Below are 280 nucleotides of genomic sequence, written 5' to 3' on the forward strand. Positions count from 1 at the left end.
CCACTTACCGGCCGTACGCATCTGGTGCAAGAGCACACGAATGACCTGAGGGCCGGCCCACGTCGACATGTTACGGACCACAAGGAGCAGAGCATCCTCAGCACGCTGACGCACAATCTTCTCCTTGTCACCCATGGCCTCCACGATGGTCTCAAAGACACCGTTCATGATGAAGGGCTCGACTTCGTGACCCACACCCTCGTCGAAGAGGGTCATGACGAGCATGCAGGCACCCTCACGGCCAGCCGCGTTCTTCTTGTCACCAAGGCCCTTCTTGATG

The organism is Candidatus Kosakonia sp. 282A-S69, assembly GCF_029433855.1.
Lineage (GTDB): Bacteria > Pseudomonadota > Gammaproteobacteria > Enterobacterales > Enterobacteriaceae > Kosakonia > Kosakonia cowanii_A.